General features: G+C 71.5%; 18 protein-coding genes. 10 read left to right on the top strand and 8 right to left on the bottom strand.

Annotation, left to right across the window (positions count from 1 at the left end):
• Positions 1–315 precede the first annotated feature (315 nt).
• Positions 316–1701 carry a cysteine desulfurase/sulfurtransferase TusA family protein gene (locus OG819_RS23270; RefSeq protein ID WP_266651068.1) on the top strand — a complete coding sequence of 462 codons (1386 nt, stop codon included), beginning with the start codon at positions 316–318 and terminating at the stop codon, positions 1699–1701.
• A 54-nt stretch (positions 1702–1755) separates the two neighbouring features.
• Here the strand turns inward: OG819_RS23270 and OG819_RS23265 are convergent, their stop codons facing one another.
• Positions 1756–2730, bottom strand: a complete 975-nt coding sequence (locus OG819_RS23265; protein ID WP_266414709.1) for a carbohydrate kinase family protein — start codon at positions 2728–2730, stop codon at positions 1756–1758.
• A gap of 134 nt (positions 2731–2864) precedes the next feature.
• On the opposite strand from OG819_RS23265, the gene OG819_RS23260 reads away from it, so the two are divergent.
• Together OG819_RS23260 and OG819_RS23255 are read left to right on the top strand one after the other, a co-directional pair.
• Positions 2865–3080 carry a hypothetical protein gene (locus OG819_RS23260; protein WP_266624159.1) on the top strand — a complete coding sequence of 72 codons (216 nt, stop codon included), beginning with the start codon at positions 2865–2867 and terminating at the stop codon, positions 3078–3080.
• Between the two features lie 129 nt (positions 3081–3209).
• Positions 3210–4730 (top strand): hypothetical protein, encoded by a 1521-nt coding sequence (locus OG819_RS23255; protein WP_266624160.1) that lies wholly within the window; start codon positions 3210–3212, stop codon positions 4728–4730.
• 108 nt (positions 4731–4838) lie between these two features.
• Here the strand turns inward: OG819_RS23255 and OG819_RS23250 are convergent, their stop codons facing one another.
• The gene (locus tag OG819_RS23250; RefSeq protein ID WP_266414703.1) at positions 4839–5195 is read right to left on the bottom strand and encodes an iron-sulfur cluster assembly accessory protein; all 357 of its coding nucleotides are present in this window, start codon (positions 5193–5195) and stop codon (positions 4839–4841) included.
• 310 nt (positions 5196–5505) lie between these two features.
• Here OG819_RS23250 and nadA point away from each other — a divergent pair, with 310 nt between their 5' ends.
• The gene (gene nadA, locus OG819_RS23245) at positions 5506–6690 is read left to right on the top strand and encodes a quinolinate synthase NadA (RefSeq protein WP_266414701.1); all 1185 of its coding nucleotides are present in this window, start codon (positions 5506–5508) and stop codon (positions 6688–6690) included.
• Positions 6691–6698: 8 nt separating this feature from the next.
• Here the strand turns inward: nadA and OG819_RS23240 are convergent, their stop codons facing one another.
• From OG819_RS23240 to OG819_RS23225, 4 genes are all read right to left on the bottom strand, one after another.
• A complete protein-coding gene (locus tag OG819_RS23240; RefSeq protein ID WP_266624162.1) occupies positions 6699–7382 on the bottom strand; it encodes a response regulator transcription factor in 684 nt (227 codons plus the stop codon).
• On the bottom strand, positions 7379–8620 hold the full coding sequence (locus OG819_RS23235) for a sensor histidine kinase (RefSeq protein WP_266624163.1): 1242 nt from the start codon (positions 8618–8620) through the stop codon (positions 7379–7381). The genes OG819_RS23240 and OG819_RS23235 overlap by 4 nt, the downstream gene beginning before the upstream one ends.
• A 256-nt stretch (positions 8621–8876) precedes the next feature.
• Positions 8877–9155, bottom strand: coding sequence for a hypothetical protein (locus OG819_RS23230; RefSeq protein ID WP_266624165.1), 279 nt, complete (start codon positions 9153–9155; stop codon positions 8877–8879).
• A gap of 30 nt (positions 9156–9185) precedes the next feature.
• Positions 9186–9980 carry a PspA/IM30 family protein gene (locus OG819_RS23225; protein ID WP_266652820.1) on the bottom strand — a complete coding sequence of 265 codons (795 nt, stop codon included), beginning with the start codon at positions 9978–9980 and terminating at the stop codon, positions 9186–9188.
• Between the two features lie 246 nt (positions 9981–10226).
• On the opposite strand from OG819_RS23225, the gene OG819_RS23220 reads away from it, so the two are divergent.
• The 3 genes from OG819_RS23220 to OG819_RS23210 all read left to right on the top strand — a co-directional run bounded on the left by OG819_RS23220 (position 10227) and on the right by OG819_RS23210 (position 12840).
• Positions 10227–10853 carry a DUF3043 domain-containing protein gene (locus tag OG819_RS23220; RefSeq protein WP_266582114.1) on the top strand — a complete coding sequence of 209 codons (627 nt, stop codon included), beginning with the start codon at positions 10227–10229 and terminating at the stop codon, positions 10851–10853.
• A 47-nt stretch (positions 10854–10900) separates the two neighbouring features.
• Positions 10901–11638, top strand: a complete 738-nt coding sequence (locus tag OG819_RS23215; protein WP_266652818.1) for a methyltransferase domain-containing protein — start codon at positions 10901–10903, stop codon at positions 11636–11638.
• A gap of 122 nt (positions 11639–11760) precedes the next feature.
• The gene (locus OG819_RS23210; protein WP_266624167.1) at positions 11761–12840 is read left to right on the top strand and encodes a S1C family serine protease; all 1080 of its coding nucleotides are present in this window, start codon (positions 11761–11763) and stop codon (positions 12838–12840) included.
• 80 nt (positions 12841–12920) lie between these two features.
• On the opposite strand, the gene OG819_RS23205 is transcribed toward OG819_RS23210, so the two are convergent.
• Positions 12921–13133, bottom strand: a complete 213-nt coding sequence (locus OG819_RS23205; protein ID WP_266414682.1) for a hypothetical protein — start codon at positions 13131–13133, stop codon at positions 12921–12923.
• A gap of 200 nt (positions 13134–13333) precedes the next feature.
• Here OG819_RS23205 and OG819_RS23200 point away from each other — a divergent pair, with 200 nt between their 5' ends.
• A complete protein-coding gene (locus tag OG819_RS23200; protein WP_266651067.1) occupies positions 13334–14533 on the top strand; it encodes a bifunctional adenosylcobinamide kinase/adenosylcobinamide-phosphate guanylyltransferase in 1200 nt (399 codons plus the stop codon).
• A gap of 7 nt (positions 14534–14540) precedes the next feature.
• Here OG819_RS23200 and OG819_RS23195 read toward each other — a convergent pair whose 3' ends face one another.
• The gene (locus OG819_RS23195) at positions 14541–15605 is read right to left on the bottom strand and encodes a class I SAM-dependent methyltransferase (protein WP_266624170.1); all 1065 of its coding nucleotides are present in this window, start codon (positions 15603–15605) and stop codon (positions 14541–14543) included.
• Between the two features lie 151 nt (positions 15606–15756).
• Between OG819_RS23195 and cobT the strand changes: the two genes are divergently transcribed.
• The gene (gene cobT, locus OG819_RS23190; RefSeq protein ID WP_266651066.1) at positions 15757–16869 is read left to right on the top strand and encodes a nicotinate-nucleotide--dimethylbenzimidazole phosphoribosyltransferase; all 1113 of its coding nucleotides are present in this window, start codon (positions 15757–15759) and stop codon (positions 16867–16869) included.
• A 232-nt stretch (positions 16870–17101) separates the two neighbouring features.
• Positions 17102–18898, top strand: a complete 1797-nt coding sequence (locus OG819_RS23185; RefSeq protein WP_266651065.1) for a phosphatidylglycerol lysyltransferase domain-containing protein — start codon at positions 17102–17104, stop codon at positions 18896–18898.
• Positions 18899–18948: the final 50 nt, after the last annotated feature.

The raw sequence follows: 18948 nt of genomic DNA, 5'->3' as shown, positions 1-18948 counted from the left end.
GGCCTTCTCGCTGGTCGGTCGCCGCCCTGCGTCGGGCAGGGGTTTGGATGTTTATGCGGACCAAACCCTACTGGACGCTATTTGGGGTCGCGCGGGGAGGGTGCCCAACGCGCCGCTGGGTCAGCCGAAGGGGGTGGGTTGCCCTGCTCCGGGCTACTTCTGACGGAGATTTGGGGCGCCCAAGGGCTCGGGACACGGGACATCGCGGCGGCTGCGGGTTCGTCGTGGCTTGTCGCGCCCCGCGGCGGAGCCGCAGATGTCACCGCCTCGCGCCCTTTTTGGGCGCTGGTCCGACCGGGGCTTTAGCGTTGGGGGGTGGCCTACTTCGATGCTGCTTCCGCTACTCCTCTCCACCCCGTCGCCCGGCAGGCCCTGCAGGCCTCGCTCGACGAGGGATGGGCCGATCCCGCACGGCTCTACCGGGAAGGGCGGCGGGCCCGAATGCTGCTCGACGCGGCGCGCGAGGCGGCCGCCGAGGCGGTGGGCTGCCGCCCGGACGAGCTGACCTTCACCTCGTCAGGCACCCGGGCGGTGCACTCCGGAATCGAGGGCGCCCTGGCGGGCCGTCGGCGCGTCGGACGCCACCTGATCGTGTCATCGGTCGAACATTCGTCGGTACTCCATTCGGCGGAGGTCCACGAGGCGGCGGGCGGCTCGGTGACGACGGTGCCCGTCGACCGCGCGGGCAGGGTCTCTCCTTCTTCCTACGCCGCCGCCCTGCGCCCCGACACCGCGCTCGCCTGCCTCCAGTCCGCCAACCACGAGGTGGGCACGGAGCAGCCGGTACGGGAGGTCGCGGAGGCGTGCCGGGCGGCGGGGGTGCCGCTGTTGGTGGACGCGGCGCAGTCACTGTCGTGGAGCCGGGTGGCGGGCGACTGGTCCCTGCTGACGGCAAGTGCCCACAAATGGGGTGGTCCTTCGGGGGTCGGACTGCTCGTCGTGCGCAAGGGGGTGCGGTTCGCTCCCCAAGGACCCGTGGACGAGCGGGAGTCGGGCCGGGCGGCGGGCTTCGAGAACATCCCGGCCGTCGTGGCCGCGGCGGCGTCACTGCGCGCGGTTCGGGCGGAGGCGGCCGCGGAGACCGCGCGCCTACGGGAACTGACGGAACGGATCCGCGTACGGGTGCCCGAACTGGTCCCGGACGTGGAGGTGGTCGGGGACGCGGTTCACCGTCTGCCGGGGATCGTCACCTTCTCCTGTCTGTACGTCGACGGGGAGACGCTCCTGCACGAACTGGACCGGGCGGGCTTCTCGGTCTCCTCCGGCTCCTCCTGCACGAGCAGCACACTGACCCCGAGCCATGTCCTGAAGGCGATGAGTGTCCTGAGCGAGGGCAACGTCCGGGTCTCGCTGCCACCGGGTACGCCGTCCGAGGACGTCGACCGGTTCCTTTCGGTGCTGCCGGACGCGGTCGCGGACGTACGCGAGAGACTCGGCGCCCCGACGGCGCCGGCGCCGCCCTCCCCGTCCCCCTCCGACGCGCTGGTGGTGGACTCCCTCGGCAAGCGCTGCCCCATCCCGGTCATCGAACTGGCCAAGGTCATCGGGGACGTGCCGGTGGGCGGCACGGTTCGCGTCCTCTCGGACGACGAGGCGGCCCGGCTGGACATCCCGGCGTGGTGCGAGATGCGGGGTCAGGAGTACGTCGGGGAGGAGCCGGCGGACCACGGCTTCGCCTATGTGGTCCGCCGGGTGTCCTAGGCGGTCGGCCGGAAGGGTGTCCCGATCAGGCCGGGCGGGCCCGGACCTCGGTGATCAGGCCAGGTGGGCCCGGACCTCGGTGGCCGCGTCGTCGCCGTACGCCTTGGTGAAGCGGTCCATGAAGTGGGCGCGGCGCAGCTGGTACTCCTGGGTGCCGACCGTCTCGATGACCAGCGTGGCGAGCATGCAGCCAACCTGGGCGGCGCGCTCCAGGGAGACGCCCCAGGCGAGGCCGGAGAGGAAACCGGCGCGGAACGCGTCGCCCACGCCCGTCGGGTCGGCCTTGCGCTCCTCGTCCGGGCAGCCGACCTCGATCGGGTCCTCACCGGACCGCTCGATGCGCACGCCCCGTGCGCCGAGGGTGGTCACACGGTGACCGACCTTCGACAGGATCTCCTCGTCGCTCCAGCCGGTCTTGGACTCGATGAGCCCCTTCTCGTACTCGTTGGAGAAGAGGTAGGTCGCCCCGTCCAGCAGTATCCGGATCTCGTCGCCGTTCATACGGGCGATCTGCTGCGAGAAGTCCGCGGCGAAGGGGATCGTGCGGGAGCGGCACTCCTCCGTGTGGCGGAGCATCGCCTCCGGGTCGTCGGCACCGATCAGGACGAGGTCGAGGCCGCCGACCCGGTCCGCGACCGACTTGAGCTCGATCAGCCGGGCCTCGCTCATCGCGCCCGTGTAGAAGGAGCCGATCTGGTTGTGGTCGGAGTCCGTGGTGCACACGAAGCGCGCGGTGTGCAGCACCTCGGAGATCCGGACCGAGCTGGTGTCGACGCCGTGGCGGTCCAGCCACGCCCGGTACTCGTCGAAGTCAGAGCCCGCGGCCCCGACCAGGATCGGCCGGGTGCCCAGCTGTCCCATGCCGAAGGCGATGTTCGCGCCGACGCCACCCCGGCGTACGTCGAGGTTGTCGACCAGGAAGGACAGGGAGACCGTGTGCAGCTGGTCCGCGACGAACTGATCGGCGAAACGGCCGGGGAAGGTCATGAGGTGGTCAGTGGCGATGGAGCCGGTGACTGCGATACGCACGGCGAGGACACGCTCCTGCGACGGAAGGGGATTGACAGTTCACGCTACCCGGTCGACACGTGCCCTCTGAAGCGGTCAAAACTACCCGATAGTAGGTCTTTCTTCGTAACACTCGGCGTGCATACGGTTCCGTCATGACGAACCGCAAGGTCCACGGCTCCGCTCCGCACGACCTCGAAGGCGATCTGGCGTCGCTGCGCGGCGACGGCGCCATGGCCCGGGACTGGGCGGCACCGGACCCGATCATCTCCCGCCCCGACCTTCCCGTGTCCCCGTCGCGCATCCACGGGGTGACCGTGCCGCCCGCGTCCGCCCGCCTGCTGGACGCGATGTCCGACTACGGCGACTGACAGGGCCCGAAAGGACCTCGAAAAGGGCGGCCGCGAACGGCGCCCGCAGGGAACCGTGCGCTCCCCCGCTGCGTCCCATCGCTGTCCCCCGTATAGGGGATGCGGTGTACGACCAGAAGGAGCGATGCGGTGAGCACCGAGCGACCCGACAGCGAAGCGACCCAGCCCCCCGAGGACGGCGGCGAGACGGCGAAGTCGCGCCGCCGCCATTCCCCGGTGGCCGTCGCCTCGGTCGCCGCCGCGGTGCTGATCGTCGGAGGCGGCGGGGCGTATTTCGCCGCGACCGCATCCGGCGGCGGGAGCGACCGCGGCCACTCCGCGACCCCCGGCACCGACGGCACTCCCCCGCCGCTGGCCCTCGACGGCTACACCGAGGGCGGCACGAGTGGCACGGGCGGCATCGCGCCCGGTGAGCCCAACCCCTACGGCACGACCTATCACGCGGACGGCAAGCTGCCCGGCGGCCCGGACTCCGCGCCGGTCTACGCGGCGAAGGGCGAGGTCACGGCCGCCGAGGTGACCCGCCTGGCGAAGACCCTCGACATCGCGGGCACCCCGAAGCTCACCGGCGAGACCTGGAAGGTCGGCCAGGACAAGGACGGCTCGGGACCCAGCCTCCAGGTGAACCAGCGGGCCCCCGGGACCTGGACGTTCAGCCGGTACGCGCCCGGCACCGACAACTGCAAGGGCGCCGTGTGCAGGAGCGACCCCGGCTCCCCGAGCAGCCACGCGGTGAGCGAGGCCGCCGCGAAGAAGGCCGCCGCGCCCGTACTGAAGGCGTTGAGCCAGGACGACGCCAAGCTGGACGCGAGTCAGCTCATGGGCGCCGTGCGGGTGGTGAACGCGGACCCGAAGGTCGGGGGCCTGCCCACGTACGGCTGGACCACCGGCGTCCAGGTCGGCCCGGACGGCCAGGTAGTGGGCGGCAACGGCCAGGTGAAGACGCCGGTGAAGGGGGACACGTACCCCGTGATCGGTGCGCAAAAGACCCTGGACCTGATGAACGGCTCGGCCTCTCTCGCGCCGCCGGGCGGTGGGCGCATGGGACCCGGCGGCTGCGCCAGTGCCGTACCGCTGAAGGACCGTGACGAGACGCCCTGCGGCGCGTCGACGGCGGTGCCGAAGCGGGAGTCGGTGGCCGTCGAGAAGGCCGTCTTCGGGCTGGCCTCGCACTTCGTGTCCGGACACGAGACGCTGGTGCCGTCCTGGCTGTTCGAGGTACGGCCGACGGGCACGGACTCCGCCTTCACGGTGACGCATCCGGCGGTCGACCCGGAGTATCTGACCTCACCGGAGCCCACCCGGGCGCCGACCGCCACCCCCAGCCCGCGGCCGACCGCGGCGCCGACCTCCCACGACGTCGAGGTGCAGGGCTACACGGCCGACGGCAAGGACCTGACCGTGAGCTTCACGGGCGGGGTGTGCGCGGACTACTCCGCCTCGGTGAGCGAGACCACGGACAAGGTGACCGTCAAGGTCACCGAGACGCCGTGGCAGGGCAAGATCTGCATCCTGATCGCCAAGGTGTACGAGAAGACGGTGCGTCTCGACCAGCCGCTCGGCGACCGGAAGGTCGTCGGCACGGACGACAGGCCGATCCCGGAGGGCAAGGTGGCCGGCGCCTCGTTGAAGACGCCTCAGGCGCGGTAGGCGCGGGAGCGGGAGCTCTACGGGCGGTCCCGAACACGCGAAGGCGGCGTCCCTGTCGGAGGGGGACGCCGCCTTCGTACGCGTTACGCGTTCAGCAGTCGGCCGGGCTCAGCTGAAGGAGTCGCCGCAGGCGCAGGAGCCCGTCGCGTTCGGGTTGTCGATCGTGAAGCCCTGCTTCTCGATGGTGTCCACAAAGTCGATGGACGCGCCGCCCAGGTACGGAGCGCTCATGCGGTCGGTGACGACCTTGACGCCACCGAAGTCCTTGACGACATCGCCGTCGAGGGAACGCTCGTCGAAGAAGAGCTGGTAGCGCAGGCCGGAGCAGCCGCCGGGCTGAACGGCGACGCGCAGTGCCAGATCGTCGCGGCCTTCCTGGTCGAGCAGGGCCTTGACCTTGGCCGCGGCGGAGTCGGACAGCACGATGCCGTCGCTCACGGTGGTCTTCTCGTCCGATACGGACATCTGCTTTTCTCCCGGGTTGTACGGAGACTGCTTGCCGACGTCTGCAACCGTCGGGGCCGCGGATTCATTCCGGGCCGAGAGTCTGCCTTTCCGTGGTCGCCTCGTTCTCTCCCCTCATGCTCGCACATGCTCCAGAGCGCGGACAGCGGCCTGTGGACAACCTCCGGGATTCACGTCACATCGACGCTATGGACGTCGTCAATATGACGTGAAGCGGTTATGATAGATAGCGTCAATTCGACGAAAAGGCATGTTCCGCTGGATCGCCCCCGTGATCCAAGCGAGCCGCAGAACAGAAAGGGTGCGTGTCGTGACCACCGCCCAGACCCAGGAGCTCGACGTACAGCCGACGCCCCTCGCCCTGCTGCTGCTCGGCCGTGAGGCCGACCCGAGGAGCGAGCGCGGCGTGGAGTGTCCCGGAGACCTGCCCTCGCCGTCCGACCCGGATCTCGTGGAACGGGCCCGCGCGGCCAAGGAGAAGCTCGGGGACAAGGTCTTCGTGCTCGGCCACCACTACCAGCGCGACGAGGTCATCCAGTTCGCCGACGTCACGGGCGACTCCTTCAAGCTGGCCCGCGACGCCGCCGCGCGCCCCGAGGCCGAGTACATCGTCTTCTGCGGTGTGCACTTCATGGCGGAGTCCGCGGACATCCTGACGTCCGACGACCAGAAGGTGGTCCTTCCCGACCTCGCCGCCGGCTGCTCCATGGCCGACATGGCGACGGCCGAGCAGGTCGCCGAGTGCTGGGACGTGCTGACCGAGGCCGGGGTGGCCGAGCAGGTCGTGCCCGTCTCGTACATGAACTCCTCCGCCGACATCAAGGCGTTCACCGGCAAGCACGGCGGCACGATCTGTACCTCCTCCAACGCCCAGCGGGCCCTGGAGTGGGCGTTCGAGCAGGGCGAGAAGGTCCTCTTCCTGCCCGACCAGCACCTCGGCCGCAACACCGCCGTCCGTGACATGGGGATGAGCCTGGAGGACTGCGTCCTCTACAACCCCCACAAGCCGAACGGCGGCCTCACCGCGGAGCAGCTGCGCGACGCCAAGATGATCCTGTGGCGCGGCCACTGCTCGGTCCACGGCCGCTTCTCGCTGGACTCGGTGAACGACGTCCGCGAGCGCATCCCCGGCGTGAACGTCCTCGTCCACCCCGAGTGCAAGCACGAGGTCGTGTCGGCGGCGGACTACGTCGGCTCCACGGAGTACATCATCAAGGCCCTGGAGGCCGCCCCGGCCGGCTCCAAGTGGGCGATCGGCACGGAGCTGAACCTGGTCCGCCGCCTGGCGAACCGTTTCGCGGCCGAGGACAAGGAGATCGTCTTCCTCGACAAGACGGTCTGCTTCTGCTCCACCATGAACCGCATCGACCTCCCCCACCTGGTGTGGACCCTGGAGTCCCTCGCCGAGGGCAACCTGGTCAACCGCATCGAGGTGGACAAGGAGACGGAGGCGTTCGCGAAGCTGGCGCTGGAGCGGATGCTGGCGCTGCCGTAACCCGGAGATCACTCCGCCCTGGGCCGTACCAGGCCCGACTCGTAGGCGATGACGACGAGTTGGGCCCGGTCGCGGGCGCCGAGCTTGGCCATGGCCCGGTTGACATGCGTCTTCACGGTGAGCGGGCTGACCTCCAGCCGCTCGGCGATCTCGTCGTTGGAGTGTCCTCCCGCGACCTGGACGAGCACCTCGCGCTCGCGCCCCGTGAGCGCCTCGAGCCGCTCGGCCCGGGCGGAGTCCCGGCCCTCGTCCGAACCGTCGCCCTGGGCGAGGAACTTGGCGATCAGTCCCTTGGTGGCCGCCGGGGACAGCAGTGCCTCGCCGCCCGCCGCGATCCGGATGGCGTTCAGCAGCTCCTCCGGCTCCGCGCCCTTGCCGAGGAAGCCGGAGGCACCCGCCCGCAGCGACTGCACCACGTACTCGTCGACCTCGAAGGTCGTCAGCATGACCACCCGTACGTGCGCGAGCCCCGGGTCGGCGCTGATCAGCCGGGTGGCGGCCAGGCCGTCGGTCCCCGGCATCCGGATGTCCATCAACACCACGTCGGCGCGGGCCTCCCGGGTGAGCCGCAGCGCCTCCGCTCCGTCGGACGCCTCGCCCACGACCTCCATGTCGGGCTCGGAGTCGACGAGGACACGGAACGCGCTGCGCAGCAGCGCCTGGTCGTCGGCGAGCAGGACACGGATGGTCATGCGGAGTCCCCCAGGGCGGGCGCGGCGCGGTTCTTGACCGGAAGGATCGCATGGACCCGGAAGCCGCCTCCGTAGCGGGGACCGGTCGTGCAGGTGCCGCCGAGCGCGGTGACCCGCTCGCGCATCCCGAGCAGACCGTGCCCGCCGCCCTCCTGCGGACCGTCGTCCTGGCCGGGTCCGTCGTCCTGGCCGGGTCCGTCGTCGAGGACGGTCACTTCCACGTTCGGTCCCACCCGTACGACGCTGATCTCGGCCTTCGCCTCCGCACCCGCGTGTTTCTGCACATTGGTGAGGGCTTCCTGGATGACTCGGTACGCGGCGAGGTCGACGGCGGCGGGAAGGGTGGTGCCGTGGTCGGCGCGGGCGACTTCGACGGGGAGTCCGGCGTTGCGGAAGGTGTCGGCGAGTTCGTCGAGGCGGGCGAGGCCCGGAGCGGGTTCGGTGGGTGCCTCGGGGTCGCCGGACTGGCGCAGCAGGCCGACGGTGGCACGCAGTTCGTTGAGGGCCGAGCGGCTGGCCTCGCGGACGTGCGCAAGGGCTTCCTTGGCCTGGTCGGGGCGCTTGTCCATCACATGAGCCGCGACTCCGGCCTGCACGTTGACGAGGGCGATGTGGTGGGCGACGACATCGTGCAGGTCGCGGGCGATGCGCAGCCGCTCCTCGGCGACCCGGCGGCGGGCCTCCTCCTCGCGGGTGCGCTCGGCGCGGTCGGCGCGTTCGCGGATGGCGTGCACGAAGGCGCGGCGGCTGCGTACGGCGTCGCCCGCGGCGGCGGCCATGCCCGTCCAGGCGAAGATCGCGAGGTTCTCCTGCGCGTACCAGGGCAGGGGGCCGACCAGCATCGCGCAGGCCGTCAGCACCGTCATCGTGACCAGGCCGACGCGCCAGGTGGTGGGGCGGTCCGTGGCCGACGCGACGGTGTAGAGGGCGACGACGGCGGACATCACCACCGGGGCTCTGGGGTCGCTGGCCACCAGTTCCAGGGCGGAGAGGGCGCCGGTCGTGGCGAGGATCGTTCTGGGGGCGCGGCGGCGGAGCACGAGGGCGGCGGCGCTGAGCACCATGAGGGTGAGGCTGAGGACGTTCGGGGTGTGCGCGCCCCAGGTCGCTCCGTCGTCCCCGTGGGGGTCGATGAAGGAGCTGGCCATCATCGTCACGAGTACGCCGCTCGCCAGGGTGGCGTCCAGGGCCATCGGGTGCGCGCGGAGTCTGTACTTCGTGCGCTCTAGGGTGCTCACCCGGTTTACGGTACGGGGCCCTCGCAGGGGGCGGAACGGGGCTACTGGGTACCGTCGGCCGGTTCCTCGAGCGCCGGACGGGCTGGAGCTCTTAGGGGCGCGGGGAACTGCGCGATCAACCCCCACCGGGCCGCGGTCAAGGCGCTTCCGATGGGCTGGGAAGCGGGACGCAGTCCCGACCAGGGGCACGGGAAACCCCGTGAGCTGTGGGCCCGGAGCTGCGGAGGCCCCCCTGCTCAACCCTCGGAGGGAACCGTCAGCCGGGGATCAGGCCCTCGTCCGTCAGCATCTCGCGGACCTCTTCGAGGGTCGCGTCGGGGGACGGGAGGATGAGGTCCGAGGGTTCGAGGGCGTCGTCGGGGAGCGGAGCGCCGAGCCGCCGTACCTGGTCCAGGAGAGTGGTCAGGGTGCGCCGGAAGCCCGCCCCGTCACCGCTCTCCATCTCGGCGAGCAGCTCGTCGTCCAGCTTGTTCAGTTCGGTGAGGTGGGTGTCGTCCAACCTCACCTGCCCCTCCCCCATGATCCGTACGATCATGTCGCCCTCCTCAGGCGCCCTAGGTGTGGGTCACTGCTTGTCGAAGCGCGGAGTGTCCTGCGGCCGGGACTGCGACTGGGACTGTCCGCTACCGCCCTCGATCGCCTGCTGCGGCGAGGAGCCGCCGGCGAGCTCGGCCTTCATGCGCTGCAGTTCCAGCTCTACATCCGTACCACCGGAGAGCCGGTCCAGCTCGCTCTGGATGTCGTCCTTGGCCAGACCGGACTGGTCGTCGAGCGCACCGGAGGCGAGCAGCTCGTCGATCGCGCCGGCGCGGGCCTGCAGCTGCGCGGTCTTGTCCTCGGCACGCTGGATCGCCATGCCGACGTCGCCCATCTCCTCGGAGATGCCGGAGAAGGCCTCTCCGATGCGGGTCTGCGCCTGGGCCGCCGTGTAGGTCGCCTTGATGGTCTCCTTCTTGGTGCGGAAGGCGTCCACCTTGGCCTGGAGCCGCTGCGCCGCCAGGGTGAGCTTCTCCTCCTCGCCCTGGAGGGTCTGGTGCTGCGTCTCCAGGTCCGTCACCTGCTGCTGGAGCGCCGCCCGGCGGGAGAGCGCCTCGCGGGCCAGGTCCTCCCGGCCGAGCGCGAGCGCCTTGCGGCCCTGTTCCTCCAGCTTGGTGGACTGGTTCTGGAGCTGGTTCAGCTGCAGTTCGAGGCGCTTGCGGCTGGTCGCCACGTCCGCGACGCCGCGGCGCACCTTCTGCAGCAGCTCCAGCTGCTTCTGGTACGAGTAATCGAGGGTTTCGCGCGGGTCCTCGGCCCGGTCAAGGGCCTTGTTCGCCTTCGCGCGGAAGATCATCCCCATACGCTTCATGACACCGCTCATGGGCTTCGCGCGCCCCCTTCTGACGGACTCCAGCTCCAGGTACTGCAACAGAACCCACAGTACGGGCCCTGCATCCATTACCGCACTGTTCGGGGACGGATGCGCTCATCCCCAAGGACGACTGCGTACGGCACCGCTCCGGCGTAGGGAGTAGGTGGGACTCGGGGTCCACCCATGCACAACGTCCCCTCTGTCCCACTACAGACGCGCGGTGTTGCCGGATCGTTCCCCACTCGAACGACGTCCATGCCGCCGCACCCCGTACCCTTGGGTTTTGTGTTCCGTAGCCGTGCCAAGGAAGAGAAGGCCCCCGCCGACAAGGCGCCGGTGACCGACTCCAAGCAGACCCGTGACCCGCAGGCCCCTAAGGGCCGCCCCACGCCCAAGCGCAGTGAGGCCCAGACCCAGCGTCGCAGCGTCGCCCAGACGCCGACGACGCGCAAGGACGCGGCCAAGCGCCAGCGCGACGAGCGTCGTGTCCAGATGGAGAAGCAGCGCCAGGCCCTGGCCAGCGGCGACCAGCGCTATCTGCCCGTCCGTGACAAGGGGCCGGTGCGGAAGTTCGCGCGCGACTTCGTGGACTCGCGCTTCTGCGTCGCGGAGTTCTTCCTGCCGATGGCCGTGGTCATCCTCGTACTGAGCATGGTGCGGGTGGGCCCGCTGCAGAACATCGCACTGCTGCTGTGGCTCGTGGTGATCGTGATGATCGTGGTCGACTCGATCGTCATCGTGATCCGGCTGAGGAAGCAGCTGGCCGCCCGCTTCCCCGACGTGCCCACGAAGGGCGCGGTCAGGTACGCGCTGATGCGCACTCTCCAGATGCGTCGCCTCCGGCTGCCCAAGCCGCAGGTCAAGCGCGGAGAGCGGCCCTGAGCACGACATCGTTCTCCGGAGGTGCGGCGGATGCCTGGCTGAGCAAGCTGGGCGGGCTGCGTGATGTCGTACGACAGGAGCTTGTCGCCCGGCAGCTCGACGAGCAGATAGCCGGGCGCTTCCCGGTCGGGCAGCGGTTGCGGGTGCTCGACGTCGGAATGGGCCAGGGCACGCAGGCGCTGCGGCTGGCCCGGGCCGGGCATCAGGTGACCGGCCTGGAGCAGGACGCGAAGATGCTCGCGGTGGCCCGGGAGGCGCTGGCCGCCGAGCCCGAGGGCATCCGGAGTCGGGTGCGGCTCATCGAGGGCGACGGACGCGAGACGGGCGTGCACTTCCTGCCCGGCAGCTTCGACGTGGTGCTGTGCCACGGCGTACTCATGTACGTCGAGGAGCCGGACCCGCTGCTCGCGGGGCTGGCGCGGATGCTGGCCCCGGGCGGGCTGCTCTCGCTGCTGGTACGGAACGCCGACGCGCTGGCCGTGCGGCCGGGCCTGTCCGGGGACTGGCCGGCGACCCTGGCCGCGTTCGACACGGACGCCTACGTCAATCGGCTCGGCCTCGCCGTCCGCGCGGACCGGCTCGCCACGCTCACGTCCACTCTCGCGGGCATCGGGGCGCCGTTGCACGCCTGGTACGGCGTGCGGGTCTTCACGGACACGGTGCCCGACGGGACCCCCGTCCCCGAGGACGTGGAGACTCTCCTGGCCGCGGAGGAGCGGGCCGGGCGGACGGACCCCTATCGCCAGGTCGCGGCCCTGCTGCATCTCTGCGGCGTACGCGGCTGACGCTGCTCCGCAGCGTACGCGGCTGATCGGTTCCTGCGGCGGACGCGGCCGACCGCCGCCGATCCCCCTGTTCGGCCCTGCACCACAAGCCGGAGCGGAGCCGCGAAAGGGACACTCGGGACATGGCTGCCACCTGTGTCCACGTGCCGCGCCCGTTGCTCCCCATAACCGCCCTCGGCTGCGCCGCCGTCCTGCTCTGCGGCTGTTCCGGCTCCGGGTCGCCGGCCGAGAAGGGCGCCACGAAGGAGGGGACGACGCAGGCCGTCGCCCCGCTCGCGGCCGACGATCTGCAGAACGCGTACCTGAAGGTGATCAAAAACGTCCTGCCCTCGGTGGTGCAGATCCAGGCGAGCGACGAACTGGGCTCGGGGGTGGTGTACGACGACCAGGGACACATCGTCACCAACGCGCACGTGGTCGGGAACGAGACGACGTTCAGGGTGACGACGGCCAACAGCCAGAACGTGCTGACGGCCAAGCTCGTGTACACCTACCCGGGCCAGGATCTCGCCGTCATCAAGCTGAACAAGGTGCCGAGCGGGCTGAAGGCGGCCACCATGGGGAACTCGGAGAAGGTCGAGGTCGGCCAGATCGTGCTGGCGATGGGCTCGCCCCTCGGGCTGTCGTCCAGCGTGACCCAGGGCATCGTGTCGGCGACCGGTCGCACCGTCAGCGAGGGCAGCGCCGACGGCGGGACGGGGGCCACCATCGCCAACATGGTGCAGACGTCGGCCGCGATCAACCCGGGCAACAGCGGCGGCGCGCTCGTCGGCCTGAACGGGCAGGTCATCGGCATTCCCACGCTGGCCGCGACGGACCCGAGCCTCGGGGGCGGCACGGCGCCCGGTATCGGATTCGCGATCCCCGCCTCGATGGTGCGGACGATCGCCGACCAGATCATCAGAACCGGCAAGGTCACCGACTCGGGACGGGCCGCGCTCGGCATCACCGGCCGTACGGTGCTCGACGCGACCTACGCTCCCGCGGGTGTCGCCGTGGTCGAGGTGCAGCCCGGCGGCGCGGCCGACACGGCGGGCATCCGGCCCGGCGACATCATCACCCGGATCGGCACGAACGACATCACCACCCTCACCTCGCTCGCCGAGGCGCTCGCGGCCGACAAGCCTGGCCAGCGGACCCGGGTGACGTTCCTGCGGGGCGGGACCGAGCGGACGGTCGGCGTGCGGCTGGGCGAGCAGTAGGCACGGGGTGAAGGCGGCGGCAAGGGGTTGACGCATGGCGAACGGGGTTGCCGGGAGCGGTCCCGGCAACCCCGGCCGGCCTACTCCGGTTCGGCGTGCAGGCTCATCGGCCCGTAGATCTTCGTGCCGTCCTCGAAGAGGAACACCTGGTCCGCGCCGCCCTCCAGGAGGTCCTTCCAGACCTCGCCGATCCAGGACTCCGCATCCCCCTGCGTGGTGAACTCCTCGGGCTGCACCGCGGGTTGGACCTCTGTCCCGTCGGACTTCTCGAACCGCCACGTCCATGCCGCCATGTACGCCTCCCAGGTATGAGCACACTGCACAGCGGAAGCCGCACAAGATCCGGCTCCCGTCCGAAGCCTAGGCGCTGAGCCGGGCGCGGAACAGAAGATCGCGAGTCGCGGCACGGGGCGCGGGTCGTGAACGGCCCCACGCCCCTCCGGGTGCTGTACCCGAACGCGCGCCGCCCACGACGACACGGGAAAATCAGGGCGTGGAACTCACTCTGCTCGGCACCGGCGCCCCCGAGGGCCTGCCCCGTCCCGACTGTCCCTGTGCGGCCTGTGCAAGTGCGCTCGGCGAGGACGCGCGGGCGGCCACCGCGCTGCTCGTGGACGGCACGCTGCTGCTCGACCTCACGCCCGGCGCCGCGTTCGCCGCGGCCCGAGCCGGGCACTCGCTGGGCGGCGTACGGCAGGTACTGCTGTCGCATCCGCACGACGGGCCCGCGGTCGAGGTACCGGCGGGGCTGCCGCAGCCCGTACGCGTTCCGGACGGCGGCGAACTGGCGCTGCTGACCGGGCACCGGGTGCGGGCGGTGCCGATGGACTCGCCCGGCACCGGATACGCCGTCACCGGGCCGGACGGACAACGGCTGCTGTATCTGCCGCCGGGCGCGGCGCCCGCGGGAGTGGAGGAGAACGGCGACTCGTACGCCATGGTGGTCGCCGATGTGGTGGGGCGGCCGGACGCCCTGGCGAAGCTGCGCGCGGTCGGGGCCGTCGGGCCGACGACGGACGTGATCGCGGTCCACCTCGACCACGACGTGCCGCCGGGCCCCGAACTGCGGCGGCGGCTCGCGGCGGCGGGTGCGCGGGCGGTCCCGGACGGAACGACGCTGGACGTGGGCGTCTACGAGGACGTACCCGACGTACCGCGCCGCACCCTCGTGCTCGGCGGGGCGCGCTCGGGCAAGTCCGTGGAGGCGGAACGGCGTCTGGAGTCCTTCCCCGAGGTGCTGTACGTCGCGACGGGCGGATCCCGCAGCGGCGACAACGAGTGGGCGTCGCGCGTGCACGCCCACCGTGAGCGGCGGCCCGGCTCCTGGCGCACGGTGGAGACCTGCGACCTGGTGCCGCTCCTGGAGGACTCCGGCCCTCCCCTCCTGATCGACTGCCTCTCCCTCTGGCTCACGGACGCGATGGACTCCGTGAACGCCTGGGACGACGCGGAGTGGGGCGGCGGCGGTGAACGCGCGCTGCGCTGGCGCGTCGAGGAACTCACCTCCGCCGTCCGCGACACCCGCCGCACCCTCGTCGCCGTCTCCAACGAGGTCGGCTCCGGCATCGTCCCCGCCACCGCCTCCGGCCGCCGCTACCGCGACGAACTCGGCCGCCTGAACGCGGGGTTCGCGGCGGAGTGCGAGCACGTGCTGCTGGTGGTGGCGGGGCAGGCACTGGTGTTGCGGGGCTGACCGGGGCTCACGGTTGCCTGCGGGCGATGATCCGGTACGCGTTCGAGAAGCGGGTGCGGCGGAAGACCGGGGCCATCGCGTGGTCCAGGGCGGAGGCCGAGGCGAGCAGCGGAACGCTGGCCCGGGCCAGGACCGTGTGCAGGGTGCGCTGGAGCGACGTCGGCGGGGTGGGGCGCCAGGGGGCGTCGAGGTCGGGCAGGACGCGGCCGAGGGCCAGCGCGAGGGCGCCCGCGAGGTCGTACGGGATGTGCGGTTCGCGGCGGTCCGTCGCGACGATCTCGCAGCCGAGGGACTCGAGTTCGCCCAGCAGGTTGGGCAGCGGCATCAGGTGCAGATGACGCGGCTGGCCGTACGACACCCACCATCTGCCCAGCAGCGCGCCGAACGCGCAGTCGGGGTCCGGGACTTCGACGAGGAGGTGACCGCCCGGCCGCAGGACCGTCAGCGCGGCGCGCAGCTCTTCGCGCGGGTCGCGGGTGTGCTCCAGATGGTGGAACATGCTCACGACGTCGTAGCGGGCGCGCAGCCGCCCGGTGATCCGCGGGTCGGTGAGCCGGCCGCGGTGGGCCTCCTCGATGTGCCCGGCCGCCCGTGCCTTCTCGACCCGCCGGGTGGGGTCGAGGCCGTCGAAGGACGTGTACGGGTGGACCTCCCGGGCGACGGCCGGGAAGTGCCCGTGCCCGGTGCCGACGTCGAGCCAGCTCTCCGGCTCGGCGTGCGGGAGCAGCGCGCGGGCTGCGGCGCGGTGGCGTCCTCTGCTGCCGCGGGCGCCGAGGAGCCGGTCGGTGAGGCCGTCGAGTCCCTCGTGGAAGTCCCGGTGGTAGAAGGCCAGTCCCTCCGCGCTGAGCCGCGGGTTCTGGAAGGCGTGGGAGCAGTCCGCGCACTCGTCGACGACGAACGTGCCGGGCTTGCGCTGCACCTGGTCCGGCGTCCGCAGCCGGGTGCGCAGCCGGTTCGAGCCGCACCAGGGACAGTCCGCCCGGCGCGGCTCGTGGAACCGGTCGGTGCCTCGGGCGAGTTCGGCCGCGTAGGCGGCGCGGCGCTCGGCGCTCGGGGGTGGCGTGGGGGGCATGGGCGCTCCTGGGGACGGCAGGGTGGGGGGACGGTGGGGTGCGCGAGCGAGCCGTACGACAATCCGACACAAACGGTACGTAGCGGATCGTGATCCGGGGCGCAACGACGTGGCGCGGACGTGTTCGATCGGTGCCGGTACTGTTCGGCGAATGAGCTCGCTTAATCTCGACGACTTCACCGATCTGATCGAGCGCCCCGACGGAGGCGTGCGCCGGGACGCCGAGGCGCGCCGGGAGCGCCAGATCGTGCCGCCCGGGGCACTGGGCCGCCTCGACGACCTGGGTGAGTGGCTGGCGGCGGCGCAGTCCGCGGTGCCGGTGCGGCCGATCGAGCACCCGCGTGTGGTGCTGTTCGCGGGCGACCACGGGGTCGCCGAACTCGGCGTGTCGGCGCGGCCCGCGGGTACCGCCGACCAGTTGGTGCGGGCCGTCCTGGAGGGCGCGAGCCCCGCGGCGGTACTGGCCCGCGGGCTCGGCGTGCCGGTACGGGTCGTCGACATGGCGCTGGACTGCGATCCGGCGCAGCTGCCCGCGGACGTCGTACGGCATCGGGTGCGGCGCGGTTCGGGGCGCATCGACGTCGAGGACGCGCTGACCTCGCAGGAGGTGGAGGCCGCGTTCCTGGCGGGGGTCGCCGTCGCGGACGAGGAGGCGGACTCCGGTACGGATCTGGTGGTGCTCGGCGATGTGAGCGTCGGCGGGACCACCGCGGCGGCCGTACTGGTCGCGGCGCTGTGCGGGACCGACGCGTCCGTGGTCACCGGGCGGGGCGGGCGGCCCATCGACGACCTCGCGTGGATGCGCAAGTGCGCGGCCGTGCGGGACGCCTTGCGGCGGGCCCGGCCAGTGCTCGGGGATCAGCTGCAGCTGCTCGCGGTGGTGGGCGGCGCCGACCTCGCGGCGATGACCGGGTTCCTCCTGCAGAGCGCGGTGCGGAAGATGCCGGTGATCCTCGACGGGGTCGTCTCGGCCGCGTGTGCCCTCGTGGCGCAGCGGGTCGCCTTCCGGGCGCCGGACTGGTGGCTGGCCGGCCAGAACAGCGGCGAGCCGGCCCAGGCGAAGGCCCTGGACCGGATGGCCCTCGAACCTCTCCTCGACCACGGCGTCACCGTCGGCGAGGGCGCGGGAGCCCTCCTCGCCCTCCCCCTCGTCCAGGCCGCCGCCGCCCTCTCCGCCGAACTCCCGGAAGCCCCGAGCCCCGCCCCCGCCCCCGAGGCCGAGGCCGAGGCCGAGGCCGAGGCCTCCGGCGAGGACGAGAAGTAACCCCCGCGGGTCGGGGTGGACGGGGTACGCCCACCCCGGCCTCGCCCACAAACGCCGCCCGCCCCAAGGCTCTTGGGGGCGCGGGGAACCGCGCGATCAGGTCGCTTTCGGCCGCACCCGCAAGATCACCCCCGGCCGCCGAGGAAACCCACTCCACAACACAACCCCGGCCCGCATCACCCGCACCGCCCCTCCCCCGCCCGACGCAGCCCGCCCCATATCATCGCCCTTTATGGGAGATGCCCGAATTGCCGCTGATGAGGAGCGGGTCCCGGCCCGTCAGGGTGAAGGGGACCGCCTGTCCACGGGAGCGTCGCGCAGAGCCGCCGCCTTCGCGGTCTGGTACTTGCGGGCCGTCGCGTTCATCAACTTCCTGAGCGCCGTGTGGGTGTCGCTCGGGCAGGACGTACGGCGACACAACACCGAGAACTTCTTCACCCCGTACCTGCTGACGGCAGGGTTCGCGTCGGGTGTCTTCACCATGTTCCTGGCCATCACGATGCGCCGCCGCAAACGGGCCGCGTGGATCCTCAACTTCGTGCTCAGCGGACTGTTCCTGGTGCTGTTCGCCGTCGCGATGACGTTCCCGGAGATCCGCCAGTACGCCCAGAACTGGGTCTCGCTCGCCCTGACCGCCGCCTTCGTCATCACGCTGGTCGTCGGCCGCCGGGAGTTCTACGCGAAGGGCGACCGCTCGAACCCCAAGCTCGCCGCGGCCGTCGCCGTCGGTGGTCTGCTCGTCGCCTCCCTGCTCGCCGCGCTGCTGGTGACGGTCACCAACAGTGCGCCGGACGCCTACCGTTCGACCTTCTGGGAACGCTGGCGCTACGGCGCCCTGCGCCTGGTGTCGGTCGCCGCCGACGACTCCCGCTTCCACGGCCTGGAGATCGCCAACTGGGTCAACGTCACCATCAACGTGCTCAGCACCCTGCTGGTCCTCGCCGTGTTCTACGCCGCCTTCCGCTCGCGCCGCGCCGTCGACCCGCTCACCGAGGACGACGAGAAGCGGCTGCGCACCCTGCTCGACCGGCACGGCGACCGCGACTCGCTGGGCTACTTCGCGCTGCGCAGGGAGAAGAGCGTGGTCTGGTCGCCGACCGGCAAGGCCGCGGTCGCGTACCGCGTCGTCGGCGGGGTGTCACTGGCCTCCGGCGACCCGATCGGCGACCCGGAGGCGTGGCCCGGCGCCATCGAGCCCTGGCTCGCCGAGGCCCGCGCGCACGGCTGGATCCCGGCGGTCATGGGCGCGAGCGAGGAGGCGGGGACCGTCTACTCGCGGCACGGTCTCGACGCCCTCGAACTCGGTGACGAGGCGATCGTCGAGACCGCCGAGTTCACCCTCGAGGGACGCGCCATGCGCACGGTCCGCCAGGCCTACAACCGGGTGAAGCGGGCCGGGTACGAGGTGCGCATCCGCCGGCACGAGGACATCCCGGCCGCCGAGATGACGTATCTCCTGCGGCGCGCCGACGACTGGCGGGACGGGGCCACCGAGCGCGGGTTCAGCATGGCGCTCGGGCGGCTCGGCGACCCGGACGACGGGCAGTGCGTGATGCTGGAGTGCACGGACGGGCAGGGCGAGTTGCGGGCGCTGCTGTCGTTCGTGCCGTGGGGGCCGCAGGGGCTCTCCCTCGACCTCATGCGGCGTGACCGTGACTCCGAGAACGGGCTGATGGAGTTCATGGTGATCGAACTCCTGCGCCGCGCCCAGGAAATCGGGATCACCCAGGTCTCGCTCAACTTCGCCATGTTCCGTTCCGTCTTCGAACGTGGCGGACGCCTCGGCGCCGGGCCGGTGCTGCGGCTGTGGCATTCCCTGCTCAGCTTCTTCTCGCGCTGGTGGCAGATCGAGTCGCTGTACCGGGCCAACGCCAAGTACCGGCCGATCTGGGAACCCCGGTTCCTGATCTTCGAGAAGAGCGCGGACCTGCTGCGCATCGGCGTCGCGGCCGCGCGCGCCGAGGGGTTCCTCGAGGCACCCGGACTGCCGAAGTGGCTGCACCGCAGGCACCTGGACTCGCACAGGTGAGGACGGCCGGACAGTCGGGGAGAGTCCGGCGGACGGGGACCAGGACGGCA

The sequence above is a fragment of the Streptomyces sp. NBC_01549 genome (genome assembly GCF_026339955.1).
In the GTDB taxonomy this organism is placed as follows: domain Bacteria; phylum Actinomycetota; class Actinomycetes; order Streptomycetales; family Streptomycetaceae; genus Streptomyces.
Note: the sequence above shows the minus strand (reverse complement) of the source record. Positions and strands in the feature narration are given on the sequence as shown.